General features: G+C 51.8%; 6 protein-coding genes. 3 read left to right on the forward strand and 3 right to left on the reverse strand.

What is annotated here, in order from left to right; all coding sequences use genetic code 11:
- Positions 1-259 precede the first annotated feature (259 nt).
- Positions 260-1726: an MFS transporter gene (locus NDI52_RS14710; RefSeq protein ID WP_190771804.1), complete on the forward strand. Its 1467-nt coding sequence runs from the start codon at positions 260-262 to the stop codon at positions 1724-1726.
- Here the strand turns inward: NDI52_RS14710 and NDI52_RS14715 are convergent.
- From NDI52_RS14715 to NDI52_RS14725, 3 genes are all read right to left on the reverse strand, one after another.
- Entirely contained in the window at positions 1712-5623 is a 3912-nt protein-coding gene (locus tag NDI52_RS14715) for a PAS domain-containing protein (protein WP_190771803.1), read from the reverse strand. The two genes, NDI52_RS14710 and NDI52_RS14715, sit on opposite strands and share 15 nt — an antisense overlap.
- A 674-nt stretch (positions 5624-6297) precedes the next feature.
- Positions 6298-7530: a PQQ-dependent sugar dehydrogenase gene (locus NDI52_RS14720; protein ID WP_190771802.1), complete on the reverse strand. Its 1233-nt coding sequence runs from the start codon at positions 7528-7530 to the stop codon at positions 6298-6300.
- Positions 7531-8093: 563 nt separating this feature from the next.
- Complete coding sequence (locus NDI52_RS14725) at positions 8094-8360, reverse strand: hypothetical protein (protein WP_348256459.1); 267 nt, start codon at positions 8358-8360, stop codon at positions 8094-8096.
- A gap of 17 nt (positions 8361-8377) precedes the next feature.
- Between NDI52_RS14725 and NDI52_RS14730 the strand changes: the two genes are divergently transcribed.
- Together NDI52_RS14730 and NDI52_RS14735 are read left to right on the forward strand one after the other, a co-directional pair.
- A complete protein-coding gene (locus NDI52_RS14730; RefSeq protein WP_206758211.1) occupies positions 8378-10984 on the forward strand; it encodes a PD-(D/E)XK nuclease family protein in 2607 nt (868 codons plus the stop codon).
- Positions 10981-14172: a UvrD-helicase domain-containing protein gene (locus tag NDI52_RS14735; RefSeq protein ID WP_190775448.1), complete on the forward strand. Its 3192-nt coding sequence runs from the start codon at positions 10981-10983 to the stop codon at positions 14170-14172. Before NDI52_RS14730 ends, NDI52_RS14735 begins: the two co-directional genes overlap by 4 nt.
- Positions 14173-14643 lie beyond the last annotated feature (471 nt).

Below are 14643 nucleotides of genomic sequence, written 5' to 3' on the forward strand. Positions count from 1 at the left end.
TCCTGAGATTCTATAAATCCATTAACCCTCTATAAAAGACAGAAAAGCCAGAACAATCATTGGATAAACCTATGTAATAAGCCTGGATGATCCATCCTGGGCTGAGGGAATGCTAAGAAGCATATCGTTCTGGAAGCAGATATCTAAATGCCCCGGTTTCCCGCAGAATATTTGGCACAGGTTGCCCTGAACCGACGGCTGTAAGGATTCTGGATGCCTTCAAGACAGATACATTATTGCTTTTTAAGGATTGGCTCGGGTGACCCACTATTTATCTGAAGAGGCAATCAGTTCTTCCGATCAGATCGCTTCAGCGGAACCTCTGACGCTGGCTCAAGATACTTCTAAACGGGTGGCAAAGCCATCAAAAGAAGAGATTCGTGCCAGTCTCCACGCCTCAACTCTGGATGGTGTTTATGCCACCATCTTTTCAAACATTACGGGTGGCGTGCTACTCAGTAACTTTCTGGTGGAGCTGAATGCTACTCCAACGGAGATTGGGATGCTGGCTTCTATCCCAATGGTGGCGAATCTGTTGCAACCGCTAGGGGCTCACTGGGCCGATCGCACCACCAGCCGACGCAATTATGGAACCTGGGTATACGGCGTTTCCCGTATCCTGTGGTTGCCGCTGGCCGTTGCTATCATCCTCTTCAGCTATCACCCGACCCATCCCCAACGGATGATTTGGTTAACCCTGGCCGTGTTGCTCATAACCCATGTGATGGGAGCGATGGGCAGTGCCTCCTGGCTGTCGTGGCTGGCTGCGTTAGTGCCCCGGCAGTTGCGGGGGCGGTACTTCGGCTTTCGCAATAGCACCTTCAGCCTGACCAACTTGATTGCCACGCCAATTCTGGGGGCGATCATTTCTGGATGGTTTGGGGGAAGTCTTCAGGGATTTGGGGTACTGGTTGTAGTAGGGGTGATCGCTGGGATGATCAGCCTGGCTTACCAACACCAAATGGCGGATGTAAACCCCCAGGCTCCCTTTCATGCCACATCACCGCCTATCCCCGAAGGGCCTGGTCATCCCATCTCTGTCTTAGAAGACGATGATGAGGACGAACCAGAATCGGCCCATCAAAGCCTGTTGAAAGATTCACGCTTTCTCGTCTTTCTGCTCTATTTCTGTGCCTGGGCCTTCAGTATTAACCTGTGTAATCCCTTCTTTAATGTTTATCTGTTGGACAACCTGGCGCTGAACTTGAATTGGGTCACCGTTTACAACGGCCTGTCCGCTGGGGCTAACCTGCTGATGTTCATTCTCTGGGGCAAGTTAGCGGATCGGATCGGCAACCGACCCATCCTGATTTTGGATGGGATTTTGGTGGCGATTATTCCGCTGCTTTGGCTGGGCACCGATACACGATCGCTCACCCTCTGGCTCTGGTTTCCCCTGTTGCACATGCTAGGTGGTGGGGCCGGAGCCGCACTCGACCTTTGTATGAACAATTTGCAGTTGGCGATCGCTCCCGTTCATCACCACACCAAATATTTCGCGATTACTGCCGCCCTCGGTGGCGTCAGTGGTGCTGCTGGGGTCACGGTTGGCGGCTGGTTCGCTGAATTTACCAGCATCGGCAGCATTCCTGCGCTGTTTGCCTTGTCGAGCGGGTTACGGCTAATTGCCCTGCTGCCGCTCCTCTGGGTTCAAGAACCACAGAGCCGATCGCTCCGCAAAACCCTACAGGGCATTGTTGCCGGGGCAACCTCAGAGGCGCATTAGGTTGGCGATCGCCTGTACCAGCACTTCAGGTTCAACGGGCTTGGCAATGTGCATCTGAAAACCGGCCTCTAGAGCTTGCTTATGGTCATGTTCGCTGGCGTAAGCGGTGAGGGCGATCGCCACAACTTTGCCCCCTTGCTCGGCTTTCAGAGAGCGAATTTGACGCATCAACATATAGCCATCAATATCGGGCATCCCGATATCACACACCAGCACATCGGGAAGCCTGACCTGGAGCTGTTTAATCGCCTCCAGCGCGGAGGTGGCAACAGTGACATCCGCTCCAGCTTGCTCCAAAATAAAGGCGACAATATCGCGAATATCCGCCTCATCATCCACCACGAGAATGCTCAAGGGGCTCAGATTTACAGGGCTACCACCCGTTGTACGGTTCTCTCGGCCTAAAACCGTGTGAGAAATGAGGGGCAGACGCACAGTGAAGGTAGCCCCTTTCCCCTCCCCGAGGCTTTCTGCCCAAACACGGCCGCCGTGTAGCTCGGTTAAATGGCGAACAATAGCCAATCCCAGTCCTAGGCCACCAAACTTACGGGTCGTAGTGCCATCCTCCTGACGGAAATATTCAAACACATAGGGCAAAAACTCGGGACGAATTCCTTTTCCCGTATCGCTGACCTGGATGTACGCGTAGCCATCTCGCTGCTCCAGTTGAATATGGACATGGCCCCCCGGAGATGTAAACTTAACCGCGTTGGAGAGCAAGTTCCATATAATCTGTTGAAGCCGTGCCGCATCTCCCAACACTTGAAATTTTGGGAGTTGAACAACTGAAGAGAGGTCCTGTTCTGGCCCATGGTGCTCCAGCACCGTCCACTGCACCTGAATGTTTTTGGCTTCCGCGGCGAGGCGCACCGTTTCAAGGGCAGAATCAACGGCCATCCCCAGGTTAACAGGAGCCTGGCTCAGCACTAACTTGCCCCGCAAGATGCGTGAGACATCCAGCAGATCTTCAATCAGTTGCGTTTGCAGTTTGGCATTGCGTTCAATGGTTTCCAGCGCGTGCTGCGTTTTCTGAGCGCTCAGGCTGCCAGATTGCAGCAACCTGGCCCAACCCAGGATGGGGTTGAGAGGCGATCGCAGCTCATGGGAAAGCACCGCTAAAAACTCATCCTTGATACGATTTGCAGTTTCGGCCTGTTCTCGGGCAGTTTTTTCCCGTTGCAACAGTTGCTCCCGTTCAGTTTCTGCTTGGCGACGATGGGTGATGTCTTGCACAACCCCAAACATCCCCAGTACCTGTCCGGTATTGTCATACGTGGCTCGGCCCTTCGCTGCAACCCAACAGGTCACTCCATCTGGGCGGATAACCTGATATTCAATGTCATAGTCGCTGTGGTCGGTGACCGCTTGCGCCACCTGCTGAGCAGCCCGTTCGCGATCGTCTTCATGCAGAAGTTGGAGGATTTGCGCCCAGGTCATGTGGGGGCCAGGGGGAATGCCAAAGATCCCGGCAGCTCGTTCTGAGAAAGTAACCATGTCCGTTGCTGCGTCCCAGCTCCAATCTCCCAGTTTCGCGGCGGCCAGGGCCAGGCTCAGTTGTTCGGCGCTATTCCGTAGGGCCTCTTCCACCTGCTTGCGATTGGTAATATCAATGTTGACCCCAATCAACCGTTCAGCACGGCCTTCGGCATTCCGCAGAACTCGCCCCTGCGAAGCCAACCAACGCAGGGTACCATCTCGATGAAAAACTCGAAACTCGTCATAGTAATCCTCCCCCTGCACCAGCACAGCGCTGACCTTCTGCAACGTGGGTTCTAGATCTTCGGGGTAGATAAATTTGATGAAGGTGTCTCGTGTGGGGGTAATGCTTTCCGGCTCCAACCCCAGTAGATTCCAGACGCCCTCCGACCAGGTACACTCATCGTTTAACAGGTTCCATTCCCAAGTGCCTACCTTGGCAGACTGTTGAGCCAATTGCAGCCACTGTTCGCTTTCCCGCAACGCCTCTTCCGTACGCTTGCGAGCGGTGATGTCAAACAATGCTCCTTCAATACTGAGCAGTTTGCCCTGCGGATCACAGCTCACTTTGCCCCGATCTTCTACCCAAATCACTCGTCCGTTATCAGGCCGAATCATCCGAAATTCTGACACATAGCTACCGCGCCGGGCGATCGCTGCCTCCACTCTGGCCTGATGCACCGACCGATCATCTGGATGGACCAAAGCCCAGCCATCCTGGCCCCTGCAGCACAGTTGCTCTGGCGATAATCCTAAAATTTCACAGGCCGTTTCTGAACGAACCATCTGATCTGTAGTAGCATTCCAGGTCCAGGCCGCCATTCGAGCAGCCGATACAGCCAGGCGTAGTCGCTCCTCACTAAGGCGCAAATCTTCCTCAGCCCGTTTGCGATCGGTCATATCGAAGACAACGCCAATGGAACGGATAGCCTCATCCTGCGCGTTATAAGTGAAGCTACCCAGCGCTGACAGCCAGAAGACCTGGCCATCCGGGTGCATGGCGCGATATTCGGCGCAATAGAACCGATGTTCCTGGCGCGATCGATGCCACTCCTCCATTACCCAGGCCCGATCATCGGGGTGAATGCGGTTGTACCATAGCTCCTCCGAAGCTTCCCCACAGGGATGAGGTTCGTAACCCAACATGGCGAAATACTGCTCAGACCAAATGGCTCGACCGGTGAGTAAATCAACATCCCAGGTACCCATTTGGGCCCCCTGCATAGCCAGTCTGAGGCGTTCCTCACTCTCACGCAGGGAGGCTTCAGCCTGTTTGCGCTGGGTAATGTCGAACGCGGCCCCAGAAAAGCTGACAGCATGCCGTTCAGCACCCTCTCCAGCAAACAAGGCCTGCCCTTTCGTAGAGAGCCAGTGTACCGTACCATCTGGCCAGATGATGCGATAGTTAATGTCGTAGGTGCCCGTCGATTGAGGGTCGAGGGCATTACCAAGAGCCATAACCACAGGCTCCCGGTCATCGGGATGAATTCGTTCGAGTACAGCCTCAAGTGGCAGAATTGCCGTTTCACTGGCTTCCCCCCAGATTTCACACATCCGAGTATCCAGGTTCACCTGTTGAGTAACAGGGTCATAGTGCCAGGTGCCCAAGCGCCCAACTTTAAGGGCAAGTTGAGCCTGCTCTTCGCTATGTCGTAAGGTTTCTTCTATGTGTTTGCGATCGCTAATATCGCTCACCAGGGCAAAGTATCCCTCCACAACCCCCTGACGATTGATGTGAGGAACATAATCCGCAAAGATATAACGCGTGCCACCGTCCTGATAGGGAACCTGCCCCTCATAGCGCACGCGTTCTCCTGAAAGTGCCCGCTTCATATAGGGCAAAACGGCCTGGTAGGCGGCTTCTCCCAACACCTCGCGAACATGTTTCCCCACAATGTGGCGGGTAGGTTGCCCAAACCAGGCTTCATAGGTTTGATTGCTAAAACGGTAGTAATGCTCTGTATCAACGTAGGCAACAAGAGCCGGAATCGCGTCGGTGATGAGTTGTAGCTGCTCCTCATGACGCTGAAGAGGTGCATCTATTGAAATTGCAGTGGACGTCTGTTGAATGGGTTGATAACAGGTCATCACCACTACCCCACCCACCTGACCATACTCATCCCAAATAGCACTACATGACCCGCTATAGCATTGCCAGTCTGCCTTTGGCACCTCAGGATCGTGGGCAACCTGCTCAAGGTTCCATGTTAGAGGTTGCCCTGATTTAAACACTGACTCAAGATTTAGAGACAGATTACCCCAGATCCCGCCCCCTTGAAAAGGCTGACCGAGTGGCAAGGCCTCATCACCCCAGAGAGCCTTGTAAGCGTCGTTGTAGAACAGGATGCGATCGCATCCCCATATCAGTACGGCGGGATTACAAGTATTCAGCACGATGGTCAGTGCTGTTGTGAGACTCATGGGCCAGGTCTCCAGCGGCCCCAAAGAAGTGCGTGACCAGGGATGCGAGCATAACCACACGCCCATAGCACTCCCATTCATCCACTTCGGAGCCATGCCCATGCTCGAATCCCCTTTCTATTACCTAGCACTCACCACGACTCAAATGCAAAGTGGTTTCACGAACCTGTTGTGTTGTCCAATGTCACTTTTAGGCCAACACAACAGACTTGCAAAAATGGGTGAAGTTGATGGGCTAAGAGCATCTTACGTTTGGATCAATTGGGGTAGTGCGATCGCATTGCAAAACCCTATAAAGACCCGTGCTTGAATACATAGACGTTGAACAGTTCTAAAATGAAACTGAGTTCATCAATAATTATTGTCGGTTGGTTGGGAAAGGGCCCGCTCTATCTTTAGATAGATATTAGAAGAGTCGTCAAATTTATACCGATTTAAACAAAACTCGCAACACTTAATGGCATTTGTATACGCATATCTTGCATCAAGGCTAACGCAAGCTCGCCATATTTAGAGCATTGATGTCGTGTGTGATATGCTCCGTACCCTACACAACATCAATCGTAAGGCCTGACTTTTCTAAAACCAAAACTCAAACGGCAAAAGGAACTTATGTTTAAAGGTGGCAGGTGCTTTGCACTTCCCACCTTCAAGGACATGTATCAGCCCTCAATTTATGCCTCTGGTTCTAAACGAATAATTCGCCCATTAGGCGCATCCGTGAGGACATAGATCAACCCATCCGGCCCTTGTTGTATCTCGCGCACCCGTTGCCCAATGGAAATGGATTCCTGGTTAATGACAGTTCCTGTATCATCCACCTCAATGCGACGAATATCCTGTGTTACCAGGCCCCCTGAGAACAGGTGGCCACGCCATTGAGGAAAGCGATCGCCCCGATATACCATCAACCCCGATGGCGCTTTCGATGGCGTCCATACCAATTTGGGGTCTACCATTCCTGGACGAGACTGTTCTGACGAAATCGTCCCACCCGAATATTCTCGACTAAAGGTTACCACGGGCCAACCATAGTTCTTGCCACCCTCAATCAGATTCAGCTCATCTCCACCTCGGGCACCATGCTCTGTGGCCCAAACCTGGTTGGTTTCTGGATCTAAAGCCAGTCCTTGAATATTACGATGCCCATAACTCCACACCACCAGGTCTGCATTGGCTGTATTGACAAAGGGATTATCGGCCGGTGCCGAACCGTCATCGTTGAGCCGCACAATTTTTCCCAAACGCACGTCTAAATTCTGAGCTTGATGGCGAATCAATTCCCCGTCCAAACTGACGGGAGGGTTACCACCATCCCCAATGGATACCAACAGCGTTCCATCCGGCAACCAGGCCATGCGCGACCCAAAATGCTGACCATCCTCTTTGGCGCGATCGACCTCAAAAATAACCGTCCAGTCGCTTAAGGCTTGACCATCGAACCGCGCACGGGCAACCCGGGTATGGTTCGCATTGCGGCTCCCATGGGCGTAGGTAAAATAAACCCACTGATTCTCCGCAAACTGGGGATGAACGGCCACATCGAGCAGCCCCCCCTGTTTTACGGCCAACACCTCAGGAACCCCTGGAACAGGCGTCGGCTCTAAAACTCCATTGCGAATCACTCGCAATCGGCCAGGTCGCTCTGTCACCAACATCGTGCCATCGGGAAGCCAATCAATGCCCCAGGGATGCTCCAAATTCTCAAACAGAGTGACTTGACGAGCGCGCGCAGGAGCCTGGGCAACCGCTGCTTCAGGAGCAACCGAAGCACTGGGCACTGCCGCCGGAGAAGCTTTCTCAGGGGATGCCGTATCGAGCGGTAGCGAAGTCGATGTTGCGCAACCAGCAAGGAGCAGCAGCGCAAGAAATCGCCCTGTAGAAGCTATGGCAGAAAGTCGAATCATATCGGTTCTAAATAGGGGTGCGATCGCTAAACGAACTCGTAGCCACTACGCCCTATTCTATCGCTATATCCATCACGCCGGGTTCGCTCTGAAATGAGAATCATACGAACTCCATGTTCTTTACTGGGATACCCGCTAAGCGGGCATTTCGCAAAAAGAAAACCAGTAACAGATACTTTTTCACTTATTTCATTAGTTCGGACAGTTTTTCTGAAACCCTTGATTTTGCGTGCGCGAAGCGCACGCAAAATCAAGGGTTTCAGAAAAACTGTCCAGAGTATTGTTATTTGGTAGTTCAATACGAAAATCAAGTCGTTTATTAATACCAGAACTTACAAATTCTTGTGCAGTCTGCAAAGCACAGTGCGCATAACAAAGATATATCCAATATTAGGTTTTAAATTTTTGCGATCGCTTATCACTGTAACTCCTCCGCTTCTTTCAATTTGAGGAGATATTGAATAAACCTCCTACGTGAATTTTTGCGCGGCAAATTCCCACAACAATTCACGCCCTCAAAAACCAATTCATGCAGGAGGTCTAATGTAAAGTTCTGAATCCAGCTAAGGAGATTTCCAGATAAGAACTTCCCCATTATTTGGAAAAAAGGCGCGGCTTCGCCGCGCCTTTTTTCCAAATAATGGGGATATTGTTTCCCAGAAATCTCCTAAAAAGGTAATTTTCTGTGCACGAAGTATCAGAACATTACCTTTGCAGGCTCTGATTTGATAATGAAAGTTAGAACTGGAGAATAATGGGAATGCTTGAGGAGAAAGCACATCACCTTGAGTAACTAATGAGACGTCTCCTTCATTTAGATACTCAGCCATATTTCTTCACGAAATCCTTGGCTGGTCAGCGGCAGCTTGACGTGATTACTCCCACGAGAGCTACAGCACGGGCGTTAGAAGTCAGCCCAAAATCACTACAGGAGCTGGCCAGAGAACTTCTTAAAGAAAAAAGGATACAGATTGTATCTCCGCTAAAAGCTCAAAAAGCACTGCGAGAGGCCATTCGTCAGGTCGTTCCAGTTCGCGATCTGGATGGAACTGTACGCACATGGATGTCGGCGGTTCAAGCTCTGTTGCGCGCATCATCCTCATTACCCACAGGGTTAGCCGGATTTTCAGAGCGCGCTACACAATTACTTCAGGTAACGCAAGCCTATCAGGCTATTCTGCACCAAGAGCAGCTCGTTGATGCCTGTGAAGTATTGTGGCGAGCTATCGAGCAACAACCTGAGCGGCGATCGTTCCTCATCTACGGCTACTTCCAACCCCGTGCTGATGAACTGGCGTTGATTGAGGCGATCGCAGGGGAAAATAGCATTTTCTGCCTACCCGTTACTGACCATAATCTGTTCAGTGCTCAGCAAGCCACTCTCACCCAGTTGCAGGGCTGGGGGTGGCAAATGGATGGAGAACCGGCAAGGGCGATCGCCACCCCTGGGTCCTGGTTAGCCCAGCAGTTTTTAAGCCCTACATCAGAACCTCCCCCTGAGCATCTCTCGATTACAGCCCACGCTTACCCCAACCAGGACGCTGAAGCCCGAGGAGTTCTTGCCCAAGTCAAACATTTGCTCAACACCGGAGTGCCAGCCCGCGAAATTGCAGTCATTGCCCGTGACGAAGCTGCCTATGGCCCTCTACTTCTGGATATTGCCTGGGAATATGGCATTCCCCTCCGAGCCCTGTACTCTATCCCCCTCTCCGCCAGCCGTGTCGGAGCCTGGTTAACCCTGCTGTTGGACGTTATTGAACAAAAATTTCCCTTCGAATTAACAGCTCGACTCCTGAGCCATCCCCTCAGCATCAGCGCAGGAGCCGATTTTTGGGCAACCGTGCGACAGCAGCGTCCCACTCGATTTGAGGGATGGCAAGCAGCGGTGCAAGAGCTCATCGGTCTGGATTTGTCTCCCCTGAAAATGCCCACCAGTGCTCGGCGAGATACCTGGGTTGATAAGCTGACAACTATCTTCAAAACCTTCAAGCTTCGGCGTCGGGCTGCTCGATGGGCACGGGAAAGCCTGGCTTTTAGCAGCCTGGAGACGGGATTAGTAGAACTTTCTCAACCTGAGCAAGAGATTTTAAGCTGGCAGGACTTTGCAAATGAACTACGGGCCAGCCTTGCCATCCTGGGCACGCCAGCTCAACCGGGGCGGGGCGGTGTCGAGCTGCACACTCCAGTTTCCATCATCGGTACACAGTATCGCTACCTGTTTGTCATTGATGCCGTAGAAGGTAGACTTCCCGCGCTCGTTCAGGACGATCGCGTACTGGATTTTTACGAACGCAAGCAATTACAGATGCAAGGCATCAAACTTCCAAGTGCGGCTGAAACCGCTCGGCGTGAGGCGTTTGAATTTTATGCACTACTGCATACAGTCACAGAGCAGTTCACACTATCGTACTCCGTCTTGAATGGAGAACCTTCAGCCTATCTCAAGCAGTTAGGATTGAAAGCTAAACCTGTTGAAGAACAGGCGATCGCCAGCCCTGAAGAAGCCCGTCGAATCTATTTACGTCAATCAGAGTTATGCGAAAAAGATGCTGTGTTGGAAGGGGCGATCGCCTCTTTCCAGATCGAACAACATCGGGAAAGTGCAGCCCCTCAGAATGAGTACGATGGCATTGTGGGAATACCTTTTGACTATAGCGAGTATTGGTTTAGTGCATCTCAATTAACCCAGTTAGGCCAATGTCCCTTCAAGTGGTTTCTCAGCCGTGTGCTGAAACTGGCAGAACTAGAGGAAGTTGATGAAGACGTTACCCCTGTTTCTCGGGGAAATTTGTACCATAAAGTTCTTGAATTAGCGCTAAAGGCGTACCAGGCCGATTCAACTCTGGATATTACTGATGAACAACGGTTACACGATTGGTTTGTAGACGCAGAAAGCCAACTCAACTTCCCAGTGCTACCCGCCTGGGAAAGCCGCCGCAAAGAGCACATTCGTGTGCTGCGTCGAGCCATGCAACAGCCTGATTTTCGGCTGCCCGAAGCAGAAGTGCTCCAACTGGAAGACCGCTTTGAGGGTGAATGGCACGGTTTCAAAATTCGCGGCTATGTTGATCGCATCGATCGCACCGACCAAGGGCTGGTCTTGATGGATTACAAAACCCGTTCCAGCCCTCCAGCAGGGGTGAAAGATGCAACCGGAAAAGCCAAAATTGATTTGCAACTTCCACTTTATGAGGCTGTTGCAGCTCCGTTCTTCTACCCGGATACAGCGGTACATCGGACGTCCTACTATTCCTTAACCGCTGGGAAAGATATTTCACCGAAAACATCGACAAATGACCAGTTGCAAGAGGTTGCCGATCGCCTCAAAACCCATCTGACTACAGGTCACTATCCAGTTGAACCCGATGTCGATCGCAAAGCCTGTGCCTACTGCGCCTATGACAGTGTGTGCCGCCAGGGAGAACGCCTCAATCGCAAGGGAGAAGATCAATGAGCCTCACAACCGAACAGCAACAAGCCGCCTATGCTCCCAGTAGCGTCAGTGTCACTGCCGGAGCCGGAACCGGAAAAACCCATATGCTGGCAGAGCGGTATCTGCACCATCTGAAATCCGGCTTCTCTCCCCTGGAAATTGTGGCCGTCACCTTTACGGAGAAAGCAGCGGCTGAGTTGCGATCGCGCATCCGTCAAACCGTCGCCACTCAGGTTCCAGACCAATTTGACTGGTTGGCCGAGCTGGAAGCCGCTCAAATCAGCACCTTCCATTCTCTGGCAGCCCGCATCTGCCGCGAGCATCCCGAAGCCGCCAACGTTCCCTCTGACTTTGGGCTCCTCGACACCCTGGAAGGCACTCTTTGGCAAGCAGAACAGTTGGCGATCGCCATTGACCAACTTCCCACTGAGTTTTATGAGCAGGTTCCCTACTCGCTGATGCAAGCAGTAATGGGCACTTTTCTCAATGATCCCCTCAATGCCGAAGCGGCATTGCAGCGCGAGCAAAAAGATTGGTTACCCGTTTTAGAACAACTGCGACAGAAAGCCGCTCATGATCTGCTGAACCACCCGGTGTGGCAAGAAGCCCGGTATCTGCTTGGCTCTTGTGCAGGCCAACCTGGAGATAGAACGGAAAACATGCGGCAGACCGCTGTTGAGGCGATCGCCCAAGCTGAACAAGGTGACGATTTACAGGCTGCACTGTTATCGATCGCAGGACTCAATTTTGTAGGAGGTAGCGCAAGAAATTGGAGTAGTAGAGAGCTTTGGGAAGAGGTAAAAGCCTCTGCGAAAGCTTTACGAGATCTCGTTAGGGAGGTTCTTAAAGCAGGACTGATTACACTTCAGGTTACAGAGCTAGACACGCAGGTTGAGGCAATGCTGCCTACCCTGCGATCAGCTTTTGAACAAGTGCGATCGCATCTTCGTGAAGCCAAACGGCAACGGCGCATCCTCGACTTTAATGATTTGGAAGTGCATGCGTTGGAAGCACTTAGCCATAAAAGCGTACGCAACTATTACGCTAAGCGTTGGCGTGCATTCCTAATTGATGAATTTCAGGACACCAATCCGATTCAGGGTAAATTTCTGGAATTGCTAACTCAAGATGCTGTTCTCACGCTGGTAGGCGATGAGAAGCAATCCATCTATGGGTTCCGCCGTGCTGATGTACAGGTGTTTCAAGATTGGCGCGATCGCCTTCACCGTTCCGGCGGCCAGATTGTTGCGTTGACCCAGAGTTTTCGTACCCATACCCAGTTAATTCAAAATATTAATACCGTCTTCTCACCTGTACTCGGTGCATTACATCAAGACCTGCATTCCGAACGCATTCCTCCCCACTCCGCGCCTCACCTGCAAGTGTACGCGGTCACCCCTGACGGTGATCCCAAACCCGCTATTGATCAGACTCGTGTGATAGAAGCTCAGCACATTGCAGATGTGATTGAGAAATTGCTCAATGACAAGGTCGAGATTTGGGACAAGCCGACGCGATCGCACCGCCCCATCCAACCAGGAGATATTGCTGTCTTGGCGCGCACCTGGGAACCTTTAGGGCTGTATGGGCAAACCATCGAACATCGAGGTATTCCCATTGTGCAGGCCGGAGGTGGGAACTTACTGGAGACCCGCGAGGCAAAAGATGCCTTTGCTCTACTGCAATTTCTCGCTGACCCCAGAGACGATTTATCCCTGGTAGCGGTGCTGCGCAGTCCCTTCTTCGCCGTGAGCGATCGCACCCTCGGTACCCTCAGCCAGTTACCGGATGCCAAGTCCTGGTGGCAACGACTGAAGCAAAGTGATGAACCGGCCATCGTTCAAATTTTTGAGGTTCTCACCCAAATCTTGCGCGAACGAGACGCAGAACCACCAACCCGGTTGTTGCAATTGGCCGATCGCCTGACGGGCTATACCGCTGTGATTGCCAACTTGTCGGGGGGCGATCGCCGGATGGCCGACTGGCGCGGTTTCCTGGAGGTCGTTCGACAGCTCGAACAGGGTATGGCCGATGTACTCGTTGTCGTACGTCGCCTCAAGCGCCTGGTACGCCACGAGGTTTCCGTTCCTCGCCCAGCGCTGGCCGCAGGGAATGCCGTTTCCTTGATGACCATTCATGCTGCCAAAGGGCTGGAATGGTCAGTAGTCATCGTGCCAGATCTGACACGCCAGCGGGCGATCGATTCACCCAAAGTTCGCTTCGATCCAGATTTGGGGGTGTCTCTAAAATTAGAGGATGAGGCAGGCGACAAACACAAATCAGCCCTCTACATCCTGTTAGAGCAGCAGCAAAAACAACGCGAACAGGCCGAGGCCAAACGGCTGCTCTATGTGGCCCTCACCCGTGCGCGCGATCGCCTTATTCTCACCGCCGCAGAACCGAGTGGCAATGGCTTAAGCCTATTACGGCCGGGTTTAGAAGGACATTATCCCATCCAACCTATCCCCTTCGACCCCACGCGCGTAGCTCCTCTTCCGCCCATCCTCCCGCAGCTTCCTACACGTCCTACCCGCTCACTGCTAAGCCCCATTCGTTCCAACGGCATGGAACTTCCGGTGACAGCACTCACCATCTACGCCCGTTGCCCTAAACAATTCCGCTTAAAATTCATCGATGGTCATCCCGGTTTTCAAACAGGCACGTCAAACCATGGTGCAGAAATTGGTCTCCTGACTCACATCGCCCTGGAACGCAAAATTACGGCTCTGGAGGAGCTGAAACCTTTCAATCCCACATTGCCGTCAGAATGCGTACAGGATGCGCTGAAGCTAGCTGAGCAGTTTTGGCGATCGCCCACATTCGCATCAGTTCGCCAGGGCACCTGGGAATGCACTCTGCAATTAAAACAAGATTCTTTGATCCTTAACGGCTCAGCGGATCTGCTCGGAGACACCTTTGTCCTCGACATCAAAACCGACCAGGAGATGCATCCACAGGAACACCGCTTTCAACTCTGGGCTTACGCGGCTGCAACTCAAAAAACAACGGCCCATATTGCCTATCTGCGTCACGATACCCTGCACACTTTCAATGCATCCGATTTGCAGAGTATTGATCAAGAGGCGGAGGAGTTGATGGGGGCGATCGCTCAAGGCCATTACGGTCCTAACCCGTCACCGAAATCCTGTGCATACTGTGCCTATTCAGAAATCTGTGAAGATGCTATCTTACCGACAAATATGAAGTGAAACATGATCGTTTAAGCAGCTCTCACACAGAAACGAACAGTACTTAACTCCAAAAAGCACTATCTAAAATAGATTTTGCATAAGGCAACTTTCGAAATAACAATGAAGTAATCCACAGCTTTAAATATGAAAAGAAAATGAATCAAAAGTGAATTAAAAATGAAAAACTGCTTATTAAAGCCCATATATTTCAACAGGTTTAAAGCTTGCTAACTAATAGGCTTTGCTATAAGATGACTATGTCTTGAAGGGGAGTAGCTGCTGGCTCAATAGCCAGTCGCCCAAGTCAACATACTGGCAATAGCCTGGTTTGGGTAGCAAGATTGTTCTTTGCTTAAGCTCTGTAGATTGAGTTAAGCATCCAAGCTTGAAAGCGAGACCTTCACTGAGTTCACATCTGCATGTGAGCTTGGTGAAGTGCTTGTACGCTGACCCAGCTCACTCAGATGTTCTGCTGTCGATTCTGAGGAG

Origin of the sequence: Leptolyngbya sp. PL-A3 (assembly GCF_039962325.1) — a bacterium.
GTDB lineage: Bacteria > Cyanobacteriota > Cyanobacteriia > Elainellales > Elainellaceae > Vacuolonema.

What these genes read in the sequence shown, in the direction of transcription:
- NDI52_RS14735 (WP_190775448.1), top strand. Translation starts at nt 10,981, where the DNA reads ATGAGCCTCACAACCGAACAGCAACAAGCCGCCTATGCTCCCAGTAGC.
- NDI52_RS14725 (WP_348256459.1), bottom strand. Translation starts at nt 8,360, where the DNA reads ATGGCTGAGTATCTAAATGAAGGAGACGTCTCATTAGTTACTCAAGGT.
- NDI52_RS14715 (WP_190771803.1), bottom strand. Translation starts at nt 5,623, where the DNA reads ATGAGTCTCACAACAGCACTGACCATCGTGCTGAATACTTGTAATCCC.
- NDI52_RS14720 (WP_190771802.1), bottom strand. Translation starts at nt 7,530, where the DNA reads ATGATTCGACTTTCTGCCATAGCTTCTACAGGGCGATTTCTTGCGCTG.